General features: G+C 68.5%; 11 protein-coding genes, 1 tRNA gene and 1 pseudogene. 7 read left to right on the forward strand and 6 right to left on the reverse strand.

Annotated features, from left to right (window positions below; translation table 11 throughout):
* The first annotated feature begins 475 nt into the window (after positions 1-475).
* Positions 476-2,035 carry a hypothetical protein gene (locus tag AC04MD_RS12775; RefSeq protein WP_475497626.1) on the forward strand — a complete coding sequence of 520 codons (1,560 nt, stop codon included), beginning with the start codon at positions 476-478 and terminating at the stop codon, positions 2,033-2,035.
* Positions 2,036-2,067: 32 nt separating this feature from the next.
* Positions 2,068-2,742 (forward strand): hypothetical protein, encoded by a 675-nt coding sequence (locus AC04MD_RS12780; RefSeq protein ID WP_475497627.1) that lies wholly within the window; start codon positions 2,068-2,070, stop codon positions 2,740-2,742.
* A gap of 241 nt (positions 2,743-2,983) precedes the next feature.
* On the opposite strand, the gene AC04MD_RS12785 is transcribed toward AC04MD_RS12780, so the two are convergent.
* The 5 genes from AC04MD_RS12785 to dtd form a co-directional block, all read right to left on the reverse strand.
* Positions 2,984-3,059, reverse strand: a tRNA-Ile gene (locus AC04MD_RS12785).
* Positions 3,050-4,996 carry a glucans biosynthesis glucosyltransferase MdoH gene (gene mdoH, locus AC04MD_RS12790; RefSeq protein WP_475497628.1) on the reverse strand — a complete coding sequence of 649 codons (1,947 nt, stop codon included), beginning with the start codon at positions 4,994-4,996 and terminating at the stop codon, positions 3,050-3,052. Before mdoH ends, AC04MD_RS12785 begins: the two co-directional genes overlap by 10 nt.
* 2 nt (positions 4,997-4,998) lie before the next feature.
* Entirely contained in the window at positions 4,999-6,528 is a 1,530-nt protein-coding gene (locus AC04MD_RS12795; protein WP_475497629.1) for an OpgD/OpgG family glucan biosynthesis protein, read from the reverse strand.
* A gap of 171 nt (positions 6,529-6,699) precedes the next feature.
* Positions 6,700-8,553, reverse strand: a complete 1,854-nt coding sequence (gene rpoD, locus AC04MD_RS12800) for an RNA polymerase sigma factor RpoD (protein WP_475497630.1) — start codon at positions 8,551-8,553, stop codon at positions 6,700-6,702.
* 100 nt (positions 8,554-8,653) lie between these two features.
* A complete protein-coding gene (dtd, locus tag AC04MD_RS12805) occupies positions 8,654-9,094 on the reverse strand; it encodes a D-aminoacyl-tRNA deacylase (RefSeq protein ID WP_475497631.1) in 441 nt (146 codons plus the stop codon).
* 91 nt (positions 9,095-9,185) lie between these two features.
* Here dtd and AC04MD_RS12810 point away from each other — a divergent pair, with 91 nt between their 5' ends.
* From AC04MD_RS12810 to AC04MD_RS12830, 5 genes and pseudogenes are all read left to right on the forward strand, one after another.
* The gene (locus tag AC04MD_RS12810) at positions 9,186-10,085 is read left to right on the forward strand and encodes a lauroyl acyltransferase (protein WP_475497632.1); all 900 of its coding nucleotides are present in this window, start codon (positions 9,186-9,188) and stop codon (positions 10,083-10,085) included.
* An 81-nt stretch (positions 10,086-10,166) separates the two neighbouring features.
* The gene (locus AC04MD_RS12815) at positions 10,167-10,673 is read left to right on the forward strand and encodes a PH domain-containing protein (RefSeq protein WP_475497633.1); all 507 of its coding nucleotides are present in this window, start codon (positions 10,167-10,169) and stop codon (positions 10,671-10,673) included.
* A complete protein-coding gene (locus tag AC04MD_RS12820; protein ID WP_475497634.1) occupies positions 10,673-12,205 on the forward strand; it encodes a PH domain-containing protein in 1,533 nt (510 codons plus the stop codon). The genes AC04MD_RS12815 and AC04MD_RS12820 overlap by 1 nt, the downstream gene beginning before the upstream one ends.
* A 27-nt stretch (positions 12,206-12,232) precedes the next feature.
* Positions 12,233-12,520, forward strand: a pseudogene (locus AC04MD_RS12825) (glycosyltransferase family 2 protein); the annotation flags it as partial.
* Positions 12,521-12,984: 464 nt separating this feature from the next.
* Positions 12,985-14,043: a glycosyltransferase family 9 protein gene (locus AC04MD_RS12830; RefSeq protein ID WP_475497635.1), complete on the forward strand. Its 1,059-nt coding sequence runs from the start codon at positions 12,985-12,987 to the stop codon at positions 14,041-14,043.
* 9 nt (positions 14,044-14,052) lie between these two features.
* Here the strand turns inward: AC04MD_RS12830 and AC04MD_RS12835 are convergent, their stop codons facing one another.
* Entirely contained in the window at positions 14,053-14,883 is an 831-nt protein-coding gene (locus AC04MD_RS12835) for a glycosyltransferase family 2 protein (protein WP_475497636.1), read from the reverse strand.
* Positions 14,884-14,928 lie beyond the last annotated feature (45 nt).

Here is a 14,928-nt window from a genome sequence, read left to right on the forward strand (position 1 = left end):
GCCGGCTGGGCAGTCGTTTCGGGAGGGAGCGCGGCGACCCGTAGCCTCTGTGGGAAAATCGCGCCTCCCCTTAAGGACGGTTTCCGGTTGGAACTACACCGCCTGCATGTATCGCCCCTGACAAGCCATCCTCGATGGCAGCTGAAATTTCTGGCGGCCGAACCGGCGTGATGGGCTAAATGATGGCGCCCGTCGAGGGCATATTGGGGTAAGCCTCCGGCTTAGAGTCCGCTTCTGGCAGATAGCTACCATCTAAGCATGCAAGGCCGCCCCTGACCGATAGCGGCCATAAGCAGGGCAGGGATTAGGGATGTTTATCGTGGGTGGGGGCATGGCAGCTTCCGACCCATGGCAGACATTGCTGCCCATGTCCAACACGAGCAGGCCTCGAGCCGTGAGCGACTCCCCTGATGCACTTTTACTGCCTGTGGGGTGGTTGCTAAGCTGAGCTGATCGGGATGCTCTGGGGAGAGCAATGTCGCTATCGGGGAAGTGGTCGGCCGGACTGTGGCTGGCCTGCGCGCTGTGGGTCTGTGGTGGAGTGGAAAGCCGGGCAGCCGACGCGTCGCCGGCGGCAACCGTCGATCCGGCGTCGTGGGGCGTGTACGCCGAGCTCGCAGGCAAGACCTGGACAGGGGAGCACGGGTCGGTGGCGTGGGCCTGGGCGGCCGACGGCACGCTGGTGCAGTCGGATGCCGGATCAACCAGCGTCATCCGCCGGGGCGAGCGCCCGGGCCAGCTGATCCAGGAGAGCGGCCGCCTGTATACCTTCGACGGCTACATCGCGGCCGACGGCGCGGTACTGTGGCTGCGACGCGGGCCGATCAAGTCGCCGTTGCGGATCTCGCTGAAGGACGGCCGCGTGGTGGCCGAGTCGGTCAAGGTGGACGACGCGAAGCAGGTGGTGGACGTCGGGCGCGTGCGCACCTATGGACCCGGCACGCCGGCGCGCCCCGTCCCCGCCCCGGCGGCCGGTACCGCCGTGACGGCCGCCACCGCGATCGTGCCGGCCACACCGGCCGCGTCGCCCGCCACCGCGACCGTGCCGGCCGCACCGGCCGTGTCGCCCGCCGGCACCGGTGCGTCAGCACCGCGCTCCGCGTCCGCTGCGCCGGCTGCACCGAAGTCCGGCCCGCGCACGCTTTCCGAGGCGGACCTGGCCGCGTTGCGCCAGCGCATCCAGGGCGACAAGGCGCGGCGCGCACAGGCCTTGAGCCAGGAGCAGGCCGCGGCGGAACAGCTGCGCCAGCAGATGAAACAGATCCAGCAGATGGCCGCGATCGAAGAGGAGGCGTGGGACGAGGAACCCGCCGCGCCCGCGCCGAACCTGGCCGAGGTCTTCCTCACCACGCTCGGCAACGAGATGGCCAAGAACCAGGCCGAGCGCGAAGCGCAGGACGCCTTCATCCGCGACATCGAGCGCCAGCAGGCCGCCGCGCTCGAGCGCCGCCAGCGCGAGGAACAACGCCAGCGCGCCGCTGCCGAGCGGGCGCGGCAGGCGCAGTACGCGTCCGCACCGGCGCCGACGATGGCCCCGGCCGTTCCCGATGCCGCCGCCCAGGCCCGGCAGGCCCAGGCCGCGGCGCGTGACCGCGAGCTGGCCGCGCAGGCGGCGGCCGAGCGGCTGCGTCAGCAGCAGCTGCGCACGCAGCGGCAGGCAGCCGCACCCGCGACCGGCACCGCAGGCGGCGCCACGGCGGAGGCCGCCGCCAAGCCGTTGCGGTTCGTGATGTCCATCGGCCTGCTCAACAAGCCCGGCGATACCGTCAATCCCACCTGCTATTCCAACGTCATCACCCGTCCCGGACCCCCGGGATGGGGAGCGCCCGGGTTCCTCCCGCCGGGCTCCGGCGAACAGGCGCGGGCGGCGGTGTATGCGTTGAAGGATGCGTTCATCGCACGCTGCCGCGCCAGCGGCCGCGAGATCACCAGCGAAGGCAACTTCAACTACGTCTGGAACCAGACCAGCAGCGACGAGCAGACCCTGCAGGGCGCGCGGCCGCGCTTCCGCGAGGACGTGGCGGTGTCGCTGTGAGGCGCGGCGCTTCCTTTACACCGAGACAACCCATGACCCGATCCACCCTCGCCCTCGGCATGGCGCTTTGCGCCGTGTCGCTCTCCCTCCCGCCCACGGCGCGCGCCCAGTCCGCGCAGACCGCCGAAGGCGCCCAGGCGTTCCTGGCGACGATGGCCAAGCAGGGCTTCGCCCGCGCCACGTTCGTGGACGCGATGGGCCGTCCCAACCACGCAGCGGGCACGCACACGGTGGAGACCAGCCGCATCAAGCTGTCCATCAAGGAAGAGAAGAGCACCGGCACCGTGGAGAAATCGCTGGGCGAGTTCACGGTCGCCGGCCTTGCCTACGGCGATGCGCAGGGAGCGGCCGACGCCTGCACGACCCGCATCGACGGCGTGCAGATGCCGGCCAGCGCGTTCGAACACAGCAGTACGTCGTGGGAGGAGCCCGGGTTCCTGACCTCGGTGACGGTGATCAAGAGCGAGTCGTGGAACTACACGGAAGGCTTCAAGGCATTCGCCGGTCCGCACTTCGTCGACTGGCGGCAGGCGCAGGTCGTGCGCAGCAACGACGGCAGCCGCATCGACGTGCGCGCGAAAGGCCAGGCGTTCCCGACCAACATCCTGTCGTTCGTGCCGGGCGATTTCGAACTGGCCGACCGCATCGAGTACGCCGCGAAATTCTTGCGGATGAGCTGCGACGAAGCGGCTGCTACCGGGTTCTGAATTCGGCATTGGTGTGCTTCCGAAGCGGTGCTGTCGGCTTCTGGCCGATAGCGGCAACCCGAACCGGCAAGTCCGCTTCCCGCCGCACGGGCACAAGTTCGCTCCGACCCGGCGCCAGAACATCCCGTCTGGCGGTCATCATCAAGGCAAGCCGTTGCAACTATTGCTTTTTTATCATCATAAGTTGAAACAATGTTTCAACTCATGGGGCCGGTACCAACCTGCTGAGGTCTGTAGCGGTTGGTGGGCCCACCAGGACTCGAACCTGGAACCAAAGGATTATGAGTCCTCTGCTCTAACCATTGAGCTATAGGCCCCCGCCGGCGGCGATTGTACCGGAGGCGGCGAAGGGCAATGGCGACGCGGCCTGCGGCGCGCGCAGTTCCAGCGCACGCGACAGGACGGTGGGCGGCACGAGCTCCTCGGGCGTACGCAACCAGCCCGCCCTGCGCAGGGCGTCGCCCACGCGGGCGGAGGTCGTCAGTATGTTGATCGGGACGGACAGCACCATGCCCAGTACCACCGGCGCCATCCATGCCGCCAGGGCCGGCGACACGAGGTAGGCGAGTACGCCGCCGAACGCGCCGAACACGGTAAGGCCGGCGTAACGGCGCACCAGGCCGGCGAGCGGCACGCTGCCATCGTCGCGGCGCTGCGTTTCCCAGCCCGAATCCCGGCCCGCGAGTACTTCTGCGACGCCGCGCGACTGCACGTACATGGTGACCGGTGCCATCAGGGCGGCCATCGCCGTTTCCAGCAAAGCGCTGCCGGCGATGCGCAATACGCCGCCGCAGCGGCGGCGCAGGGCCGGATCGAGCACGGTGGCGATGCAGCCCATCACCTTCGGCGCGAGCAGCACCGCCATCGTAAAATAGAACACCCACAGGAAGCGCTCGGGATCGCCACCGCGCCAGTACAGCGCCGGGGTGAATCCGGCGAGGTGCGGCTGGTCGAGATGGAATCCGGCCTGCTGCAGCGGGATCGCCAGGCCGACCAGCATCAGCATCGCCCACATCGGTGCGGTGAAGTAGTGGCCGATGCCGACCAGCAGATGCAGGCGGCTGATCCAGTGCAGACCGCGCGCCGGCAGTACCGCGCCATGCTGCAGGTTGCCTTGGCACCAGCGGCGGTCGCGCACCAGCATGTCGGTCAGCGAGGGCGGACCTTCTTCGTAGCTGCCACCCAGGCCGGGCGCCATGTGGATCGCCCAGCCGCCGCGGCGCAGCAGGGCCGCCTCGACGAAGTCATGGCTCAGCACCGCACCCGTGAACGGCTTGCCGCCACCCAGATGGGGCAGGCCCGCGTGGCGCGCGAACGCTGCGGTGCGGATGATGGCGTTGTGGCCCCAGTAGTTGCCTTCCGCGCCGTGCCACCACGCGATGCCGTGCGCGACCACGGGTCCGTAGACGCGTCCCGCGAACTGCTGCATGCGCGCGAAGAACGTACGCCCGTTGACGATCATCGGCAGCGTCTGCACCAGCGCCAGCGTGGGCTGACGCTCCATTGCCGCGGCCAGCCTGATCAGCGTGTCGCCCGTCATCAGGCTGTCGGCATCCAGGATGAGGAAGTGCGGATAGGCACCACCGAAGCGCCGGACCCAGTCGGCGATGTTGCCGGCCTTCCGTTCGGTGTTCTTGTCGCGGCGCCGGTAGTACACGCGGGCCCCGTCGCCGAGCCGCTGCAGCAGTTGCCGCACGGCCGTCAGTTCCTCGCGCTGCACGTCCGCCCGGGTCGTGTCGCTGAGGAGGAAGAAGTCGAACGCATCGCCCTGCCCGGTCGCAGCCAGCGATTCGTGCATCGCCTGCACGCCGGCCAGCACGCGCTGCGGATCTTCGTTGTAGGTCGGCACCAGCAGCGCCGTGCGCGTCGCCAGCGCTGGCGGCGGCGCGTTCTCATCGATCCCCAACGGTTGACGCCGCGCGGACAGCAGCAGCACGAAGCCGGCCAGCGCGCTGGAGAACGACAGCGCGATCCACGAGAACAGGGCGACGAACAGCGCCAGCAGGACCCCCTCGAGCACGTCGATGCCGCCACCGCGCAACACCCACCAGACCTGGTAGGTCGCGAACAGCGTCAGCAGCACCGCAGCGCCCACCACCAGCGCGCGCCGTCCGCCGATCGTGGCGGGCGATGTCGGCAGCGCGCGTGGCGACAGATCGCCGCTGCGGAGATCCTGCACCGGCATGGGCAACGGCGATTCCGCGGGCAGCCACGTCTGCTGCAGCGGAGAAGTCGGGGGACGGGGGTCGCTCATGGTCACAGGCTCCAGCGGTACAGCCAGGTTTCGGACAGCGGCACGTGCCCCTCCAGCACGCGTGCATGCAGTTCAACGTCACGTCCCTCCGCATTCTCTTTGTGCGGAAGGAATTCGAAGCTCAGGCGCCAGCCCTGCGTCTCGGGATTCGGATAGACCACCGCCCCCGACACGTCGCCGCGCGCGGCCCAGACATCGGGAATCAACGTCGCATCGCGCGGTATCGAGGCCAGGCGCCCGCCTTCTAGGTCGATCACCACCAGGCGTCGCGCAGGGTCGGGCGCGGCGCCGATGCGCGTATCGGCGACGATGGCGAGGTCGTTCTTCCAGGCATGCGTGTCGCACCAGTGCATGCGGTAGTCGAACCGGTGCTCGCGGCCGGCGCGCAGCGGTTGCTGCGGGCGCCAGAACGCCACGATGTTGTCGTGGTACTCGTCGCCGGTGGGAATCTCCACCAGCGCCACCGCACCCTTGCCCCAATCGCCCTTCGGCTCGATCCACAGGCTGGGCCGCTGGTGGTAGCGCGCCTCGATATCCGCATAGTCGGCGAAGCCGCGCTTGCGCTGCATCAGGCCGAACCCCTTCGGACGCGCGTCGGCGAATGCACTGAGTTGCACGCGCGGAGGATTGCTCAGCGGTCGCCAAATCTGGTCGCCATGGCCGTTGAGGATGGCCAGCCCGTCCGAGTCGTGCACGGCAGGGCGATAGTCGTCGGTGCCGACGCGGTCGCCCGCATCGAACTCGAACATGCTGGTCAGCGGGGCGATGCCGGCGCGGGCCAGGTCGACGCGCGGATACAGCCTCGACTGCACGTCGATCACCGTCTCGGCGCCGGGCTTCATGTCGAAACGGAACGCGCCGGCGACGCTCGGACTGTCGAGCAGCGCGTGCACGACCAGGTGATCCGCGCCGGGCGCAGGCTGTTCGATCCAGAACGCACGGAAGATAGGGAACTCTTCCGCGCCGGCATCGCCGCTGCCCAGCGCGAGACCACGCGCCGACAGTCCATAGGCGTGGCCCTTGCCCAGCGCGCGGAAATAGCTCGCGCCGAGGAAAGCGATCAGTTCGTCGTACACGTCCGGCCGGTTGAGCGGCGTGTGCACGCGGAAGCCGGCGAAGCCGAGGTCGCTGCCGAGATCGGGTTTGACGCCCGGCGGAAACGAGAAGCGATCGGGCGTGTACGCGATCGGCGCTGCGCGACCGTCATTGACGCCGTACAGCTCGACCCGCTGCTTGAACAGGAAGCCGCGATGGAACATCTGCAGCTGGAACGGCAGGCCTTCCTTGCGCCAGATCGCCTGCGTCGGGTCGAAGCGCAAGTCGCGATAGGCGTCATAGCCGGTCTCTTGCAGCACGGCAGGCAACCGCTCGTCGGGCGCGCGATAGGGCTGCCTCGCCATCGCCTGCGCGAGACGTGGAACCGTTTCCAAGGTGAATCGCGTGGAGGCCGTCGCGCTGTTCGCTGTCGTCGAGGCCTGTGCCATGGCGCGGGGCATGCTGCCCAGCAATGCGATGGCGAGGACGGATTTCACTGCATCCCGTCGCTGCACGCGGAAGTCTGACTCGTGGGGTGAAGAGAAGTGTAGGCAACCGTGCGTGACGAAGATGACAAGGGCCGCAGCAAGGGCGCGCGTGTCGTGCACCAAAAAGAAACGCGGCCCATCGGGGCCGCGTTTCTTTGGTGCAAACCGCGCCGGGAGGCGTCAGTCGATGTCGAGGAAGCTGCGCAGCTGCTCCGACCGCGACGGGTGGCGCAGCTTGCGCAGCGCCTTCGCTTCGATCTGGCGGATGCGCTCGCGGGTGACGTCGAACTGCTTGCCGACTTCTTCCAGCGTGTGATCGGTGTTCATGTCGATGCCGAACCGCATGCGCAGCACCTTCGCCTCCCGCGGGGTCAGGCCGGCGAGCACGTCGCGGACCGTTTCCGAGAGATTGATGTTGGTGGTGTTTTCGATCGGGGACTCGACATTGGTGTCCTCGATGAAGTCGCCCAGGTGGGAGTCTTCATCGTCGCCGATCGGGGTTTCCATGGAGATCGGTTCCTTCGCGATCTTCATGACTTTGCGGATCTTGTCCTCGGGCATGTCCATTTCCTTGGCCAGCTCCTCCGGCGTGGCCTCGCGGCCGTACTGCTGGAGCATCTGGCGGGAAATGCGGTTGAGCTTGTTGATCGTCTCGATCATGTGCACCGGGATGCGGATGGTGCGCGCCTGGTCGGCGATCGAGCGGGTGATCGCCTGGCGGATCCACCAGGTGGCATAGGTCGAGAACTTGTAGCCGCGGCGGTACTCGAACTTGTCCACGGCCTTCATCAGGCCGATGTTGCCTTCCTGGATCAGGTCGAGGAACTGCAGGCCGCGGTTGGTGTACTTCTTGGCAATGGAGATGACCAGACGCAGGTTGGCCTCGACCATTTCCTTCTTCGCCTTGCGCGCCTTGGCTTCGCCATAGGCCATCGCGCGGCTGATTTCCTTGATGTCCGCCAGCGTCAGGTGCATCGCCTGTTCGACGGCGATGGTGGCTTCCTGCTCGGCGACGATCTGCTCGCGCACGTCGCGCAGGCCGGACGACCACTTCTGCTTGCGCTTCAGCACTTCGTCGACCCAGCCCAGGTTGGTCTGGTTACCTTCCCACGCGCGCAGGAATTCCTTGCGCGGCATCTTGGCGACGTTGGCGCACAGGTGCAGCACGCGGCGCTCGTGGTCCTTCACCTGCGCCACGACCTCGCGCAGCTTGCGGACCAACGTGTCGGTCAGCGGCAGCGGCAGCTTCAGGGTGACGAAGGTCTCGGCCAGTTCGGTGCGCAGCTTGGCGACCGCCTTGTTGTCCGCGCCGTTCTTGGCGTACGACTTCTTGAACTTGGTGTAGCCATCGGCCAGCACCTGCATGCGGCGCGCGACCTCTTCCGGATCCGGACCGGTCGGCGCGGCTTCCTCGGCGGTGTCGTCGTCGCCGTCTTCTTCGTCATCGGCGTCTTCGGCCGAGTCGGCGACCTCTTCGGCGGCCGGCACTTCCGGCGCCGGCTCCTCGACGTCGTTGAACCCGACGACGACTTCGGCCAGGCGTTTCTTGCCGGCCTTGTGCAGTTCGTACTCTTCCAGCAGCAGCTCGATGGACCACGGGAAGTTGCCGAGCGACGCCTGCACCTGGCCCAGGCCTTCCTCGATGCGCTTTGCGATGGCGATTTCGCCCTCGCGCGTAAGCAGCTCGACGGTGCCCATCTCGCGCATGTACATGCGCACGGGGTCGGTGGTGCGGCCGCCTTCGGTGTCCAGCGAGGTCAGCGCGGCGGCGGCTTCTTCGGCCGCGGTTTCGTCGACTTCGCGGTTGCCGGTGTTGCCGTCGGCCAGCAGCAGGGTTTCGGCATCGGGGGCAACTTCATGGACGTCGATGCCCATGCCGTTGATCATGCCGATGATGTCCTCGATCTGCTCCGGATCGACCAGGTCGTCCGGGAGGTGATCGTTGACTTCGGCGTAGGTCAGATAGCCCTGCTCCAAGCCCTTGCTGATCAAGAGCTTGATGTCGGACTGCTGCGCAGGACGTTCGTTGGCCATGGAGGTTGCGCCACCGGGAGTGAGGAAGGGAGAACCCCGTATTATACCAGCCCGGACCGGCTTGGGTTCCTGCTGACTGGTGCCCGGCCAGGGGGAAACGTCAGGGGCGGAGCAGGAAGGTCACGGGCCCGTCGTTGACGAGGCTGATCACCATATGGGCACCGAAACGCCCGGTTTCCACCCTCCCGGCGTGGGTTTGACGGCAGATTTCGACCAGTCGGTTGAAGCCTTGTTCAGCCTCGGCGGGCTGTGCCGCGGTGGTGAAACTGGGGCGCATGCCTGAACGGGTGTCCGCTGCCAATGTGAACTGGCTGACCAGCAGCAACCCGCCCCCGGTGTCGGCGAGGGAGCGGTTCATGCGACCGGCCTCGTCGGCGAATACGCGATAGCCCAGCAGCCGCTCCGCCATGCGCGCGATCTGTACGTCGCTGTCCCCCGGCTCCAGTGCCACTAGCGCAAGCAGGCCACCGTCGATGGCCCCGACGACGACGTCATCGACCGCCACGGAGGCCTGGGTCACGCGCTGGATCAGGGAAAGCATGCTCGTAGGTCCGGATGGGCGGGGCGACAGGATAACGGCCCCGTCATCCCGATCCCGCGGGGTGGCCATCCGGGTTGGCTACACTCGACGGATGAAACCGGACACCCTCGCTGCCTTCGGCTACCACGCCGCCGCCCTGGTCGGACGCCTGCCCTGGTCCTGGCTGCGCTCCCTCGGCGACCTGATGGCGTGGGCCTGGCGCAAGGCCGACGCACGCGAGAGCCGGGTGGCCCGCCGCAACCTCGAGATCGCCTACCCCGACCTGCTGCCGGGCCAACGGGAAGACCTGCACCGGGCCATCCTGCGGACGACCGCCCGGCAGGCGCTTGAAACGCTGCGCTTCTGGACCCGCCCGCCCGCCGAGAATCTCGCCCATCTACGCGAGCGCCATGGCGAGGCGCTGTACGACGCCGCGCTGGCCAGCGGCAAGGGCGTGATCGTCGCGGCACCGCACTTCGGCAACTGGGAACTGCTCAACCAGTGGCTCGCCTCGCGTGGTCCGCTCGCCATCGTCTACCGTCCGCCGGCCTCACCCACCGGTGACGCCTTCCTGCTGCGCGTGCGCGGCGCCGACAACATCCGCCAGGTGCGCGCCGAAGGCCCGGCCGTACGGCAGTTGTGGAAGGTACTGAAGGAGGGCGGCTCGGTCGGCATCCTGCCCGACCAGCAGCCCAAGGCGGGCGATGGCGAATTCGCGCCGTTCTTCGGCAAGCAGGCGCTGACGATGACGCTGGTGTCGCGGCTCGCCGAGCGCACCGGCGCGGTCGTGCTCTTCGCATGGTGCGAACGGATCGGACCCGGCCCGGATTTCGCGCTGCATGTCGAGCCCGCATCGCCCGCCATCGCCGATGTGGATCCGGTGGCCGCCGTCACCGCGCTCAACGAAACGGTCGAGCGCATCGCGCGCCGCGATCCCGCGCAGTACCAGTGGACGTACAAACGCTATACGCTGCGGCCTCCGGGCAGCGGCGAGGACACACCGTACCGCTGACCCCGGCAGGGGATGGGGAAAACGACGCAACGACGACGTTTGCTCCACGCTTTCTCACGCACCAAGGACGCGCCAGCCGCCATGAGCGACAACCTGCAGACCCTCGTGGCCGACGATGTACCGCAGCCGGACTGGCAGGCGCTGCCTGTCCGCGGCGCCTGGCTGGCCGCCCTCGGCGGCGCAATGCTGGTGTTCCCGGTGGGCTTCCCCGTCTTCTTCATCGCGCGCGCCACCGATGTGCTGTCGCCCTGGCTGGCGGTACCGATGGCGGCCGTGATCGGTGCCGTGGTGGGCGCCTGGATCGCGGTCAAGCGTCATCGGCGCACGCGCTGGCGGCTCGATGACCGGGGTTTCGCCGTGCGCCGCGGCAACTGGTGGCAGAGCGAAACGCACGTGCCGATCTCGCGCGTGCAGCACCTCGACCTGAAGCGCGGCCCCCTGGAACGCAGCGCCGGCCTGTCGACGCTGGTGGTGCATACGGCCGGCACGCGGATGGCGGCGGTGTCCGTGTCGGGACTGGACGCGGACGATGCCGAGCGACTGCGCGAGCGGCTGGCGACGCAGGTCGACCACGACGACGCGCTGTGATGGACGACGCCCTCCCGAGCACGCCGCCCGACGAACGCCGGCTGCACCCGTGGTCGTGGCTGTTCGTGCTGCTGCAGCAGCTCAAGCAGTTCATCTTCCCGCTGGTGGCGCTGGTGGTGTTCGGCGCGCGCAAGAGCAGCGGCGATGGCGAGATGTGGGCTTCGCTCGCCCCTGTCATCGGCATCGCCGTGCTGGTCGTGCTGGCGATCCTGCAGTACTTCACCTACCGCTACACGATCGGGCGTGACGGGCTGACGGTGCGCGAAGGGCTGCTGCACCGTTCGCGCCGCGAGATTCCGTTCTCGCGCATCCACAACGTGGTCGTGCACCAGTCGTTGCTGCATCGCGTGTTCGGCGTGGCCGAGGTCAGGCTGGAATCGGCCGGCGGCACCAAACCCGAGGCGCAGATGCGCGTGCTCGGCCTGCGCGAGGCGCTCGCGCTGGAAGACCTGGTGAGGCACCAGGCGCACGGAACCGCGCCGCTCGTTTCCGAGCCGGGAGCGACGCCGCGAGACGAAGCCACCACGTTACTGGCGCTGTCCACCATGGAAGTCCTGCGGCTGGGCCTGATCTCCAACCGCGGCATGATCGTGGTGGCTGCGGGCTTCGGCGCCATGTGGCAGATCGTGCCCGACAACATGATCGAGCAGGTCTTCCGCCAGGGCGCGAGGCAAGCGTACGGCTATGCCGAAGGCCTGCACCTGGGTTGGCTGACCGGTGCCGCGGGCGGCATCGCGCTGATCGGCATCGCGCTGGCCATGGTGCGCCTGCTGTCCGTCGCGCTGGCGCTGTCGCAGTTCCATGGTTTCCGGCTGACGGAAGAGCCGCGTCGCCTGATGGTCGAACGCGGCCTGTTCGCACGCCTGCGCACCAGCGTCTCCCGCCGGCGCATCCAAGCGTGGACACTGCACGAAGGCGTGCTGCATCGGCTGTTCGGGCGCCGCTCGCTGCGCATCGACACCGCCGTCGCCGAGAAATCGGGGCAGCAGGACCTGCGCGCCTTGAAGGATATCGCGCCGATCGCCTCGCCCGATGCCTGCGATGCGCTGATCGGCCACCTGTTGCCGCAAGCGCAGTGGCCGCGCGACGACTGGCGGGACGTGCATGCCTCCGCGCGCTGGCGCCTGTGGCTGCCTTCGCTCGCCTGGCTGCTGCCGGCAACCGCGGTCGTGGCCTGGCAGTTCGGCGCCTGGGTGTGGCTGCCGGGGTTGGCGTGGATGCTCGCCGCTGCCTACGCCGCGCACCGGCAGGCGCATCGCATGGCCTGGGCGCTGGACGACCACCTGGTCACCGTGCGCAGCGGCTGGTGGTCGCGCTACTGGCGGTTCGCCGAGATCGACAAGCTCCAGGCGCTGCGCCTGTCGCGATCGCCGTTGGACCATCGTTGCGGCACGGCGACGCTCTGGCTGGACACGGCGGGCGCGAGCGGGATTTCCGCGCCGCTGGCGTTGCGTTTCGTTCCCGAAGCCGATGCCCGCGCCGTCCACGAACGACTGACCACGGCGCTGGCGCAGCGACGCCTGCACTGGTGACCCGATGCCGATCCACGCGCCTACGCCATGACGTCTCCGCTTCCGCTGTCCGCCGTCATCATCACCAAGAACGAGGCCGATCGCCTGGGTCGCTGCCTCGCATCGCTGCGGGACGTCTGCAGCGAAATCCTGGTCCTGGACTGCGGATCCGAGGATGGAACGGTCGCGCTGGCGCAGTCGTACGGCGCGCGTGTCGAACACCAGGACTGGCTGGGCTTCGCCGGCCAGAAGAACGAAGCCATCCGCCGCGCCACCCAGCCCTGGCTGTTGCTGATGGACGCCGACGAGTGGCTCGCCGACGGCAGCGAGGCGCCGCTGCGCGCGCTGTTCGCCCGTGGCGATGTCGAGCAGGCCGACGTGTGGCGCCTGAAGCGCCGCAACTGGTTCCTGGGCCGCATGCTCAGCGGATCCGAGCGTACCGAACGGCTCGTGCGGCCGGACCACCGTTATCTGCCGATGCGCGTGCATGAGAAGCCCGATCTCACCGGCAAGCGGGTGCGGGACTGCGACATCGTCATCGAGCACAACACGGCGCGCACGCTGGAGGCGCACCGCGCGAAGAACGACCGCTACGCGCGCCTGTGGGCCGAACAGCGGCACGAAGACGGCAAGCGCTGCTCCGCGATCAGTCCGTGGACGCATGCGGCGGCCTACTGGCTGAAGATGTACCTGCTGCGCGGCGCCTGGCGCGACGGTCGCCAGGGCTGGTGGTTCCATGCCAGCCACGCGCGCGCGGTGGTCCGCAAATACCGCCACCTGTACGAACTGGGGAAGGCCGCTTGACCACGAACGACGTGACCTCCGCACCGCCCCTGGTCGTGCGCTGCGGCGCCTTCGGCGACGTGGTGATGCTGACCACCATGATCCGGCTGCTGCACGCGCGGTACGGCCAGCGCGTCGACGTGCTGGGGTCCGGTGGCTGGACGGCACCCCTGCTGCAACCGCTGCCGGACGTGGGCCACGTGCAGATCGTCAGCAGCCGCAATACGCCTTACTTGCTCTGCCCCAGCCAATGGGCCGCGGTGCGCTGGATGCGCGCGCGTGGGCGCGGACCCGTCTATGTCTGCGATACCGACGCGGCGACCCTGCAGTTGCTGGCGCGCGCCGGCCTGCATGCGGACGACCGCGTGCAACGCACCCGCGACGACGACGAGAGCGAGGGCATCACGCGCCTGTGGCCCGACCGCTGGCTGCGCATCGGCATGCGCGACCCCGCGCATGTCTATCCGACACACCATGTCGATCCGCTTATATATCGCTATCCGCACCTGCGGATCACGGAGGCGGATCGCCTCGGCCTGGCGCAGTGGCGCACCGCGAACGGACTGGCAGGACCCTGCGTGCTGTTCCAGCCAGGCAACAAGCGCACGCATAAGCGCGGCAATGTGGGGACGGCCTCGCACCCCAAGTACTGGCCGCCGCAGGCGTGGGCCAAGGTGGCGGCCGCGGTATGGCGCGAGACGCCGGACGCCCGCATCGTGCTGTGCGGATCGCCCGCCGAGCATGGCGTGCTCGACGAGATATCGGCGGCAACCCGGCACGACCCGCGCATGTACAACGCCGCGCGCGAACTGCCGATTCCCCGCCTGCTGGCGTTGCTGGAACAGGCGCACAGCCTGGTATCCGTGGACACGGGACCCGCCCACGCCGCCGCCGCACTCGGCTGCCCCCTGGTCGTCATGTTCGGCGCCGCTTCACCGGCGAAGTGGCGCCCGATCGGCCCCGGCGCGATCGCTGTGCTGGGCGGAGAGCGCGGCGAGGCCAGTCGCGTGCGCGACATCCCTCCCGGCGACGTGATCGCGGCGTGGTCGGCACTGCCTGATCGCGGCGCCGGCTGACGCCAGTCTTCAACCCGCTTGGCTGCGCGGCGACTTGTCGATGCCGTAAGGCGTCCAGGTGATGCGCTGCGCACGCGTCTGCGCACGGATCGCCAGGTTGCGCTCCACCGACTCGCGGGTCTTGTAGCCGCGCGCGTGATCCAGGTGCACGCAGACGGCGCGGTGGCGGATCTGCTTGCCGCGGATGCCGTGGTTTTCCAGGCGCTCGCCCAGTTCCCGGTCCGGACCGCCGTACTTCATCCGTTCGTCGTAGCCGTTGATGGCCAGCAGGTCCGCTTTCCAGGCCGATGAATTGCAGTTGTTGAACGTCGGCCGCGTCGTGGTGACGGCGTCCAGCAACTGGCCGGTCACGGCACCGGCACCCAGCTTCAGCGTGTTCGACAGACCAAGGCGATCCTGCGAGCGCAGCCAGCCGCGGTCGAAGGCACGGCCGTCGCGGATGTCGTCGGCGCCGATCGCCTTGCTGAGCTTCATGCTCAGCTTGCAATAGCCCCCGGAGAGGAACCGACCCGGCTCGGCCTGCTCGGCATGGACCTGCACGAAATCGCGGCGCGGGATGCAGTCGCCGTCGGTGAACAGGATGTAGTCGTGCCGCGCCTCCAGGATGGCGACATTGAGGATCTCCTGGCGGCGGTATCCGTCGTCCTCGTGCCAGACATGCCGCAGCGGCACCGGATAGTCGGCGGCGAACCGCTCCACCAGCGCGCGGGTCGATTCGCGCGATCCATCGTCGGCCACGACCAGCTCGAAATCGCGCCACGTCTGGCACCGGTAGCCCAGCAGGACCTTTTCCAGCCATTCCTCGGCGTTGTAGGTGCTGGCGATGACGGTGATCTTCATGGTGTCCCTCCACACGTGCACGGCGGCCACGCCCCCTCGGCATGA

It is taken from the genome of Pseudoxanthomonas sp. LjRoot206 (genome assembly GCF_056175725.1).